Genomic DNA, 241 nt, shown 5'->3' with positions numbered 1-241 from the left:
GCAAACAGCACTTCGGCGCGGCGTTGTGTGGCGATGTGGAAATCCGTGGTGCCAATCATCGCTTCCGGCGAGCTGAAATGGTGGTGCTCGGCGACATTGCGATTGACCACGACGAACACGCTATCGCGGTTCTTGACGTATTGGAAATCCGGCGTCTGCGTCAGCGCCGCGGTCAGCAGATCACGGTCCTGCGCCATGTTCTCGAATTGCAGGAGCAGCGAACCGGCAACGGCGATGGCGC

General features: G+C 60.6%; 1 protein-coding gene. It reads right to left on the bottom strand.

Annotated elements, in window-relative coordinates:
- A partial coding sequence (locus tag SB659_RS20380; protein WP_410551746.1) for a hypothetical protein occupies window positions 1–241 on the bottom strand: 241 nt, incomplete at both ends.

Source organism: Arthrobacter sp. SIMBA_036 (genome assembly GCF_046535135.1).
Lineage (GTDB): Bacteria > Actinomycetota > Actinomycetes > Actinomycetales > Micrococcaceae > Arthrobacter.
Note: the sequence above shows the minus strand (reverse complement) of the source record. Positions and strands in the feature narration are given on the sequence as shown.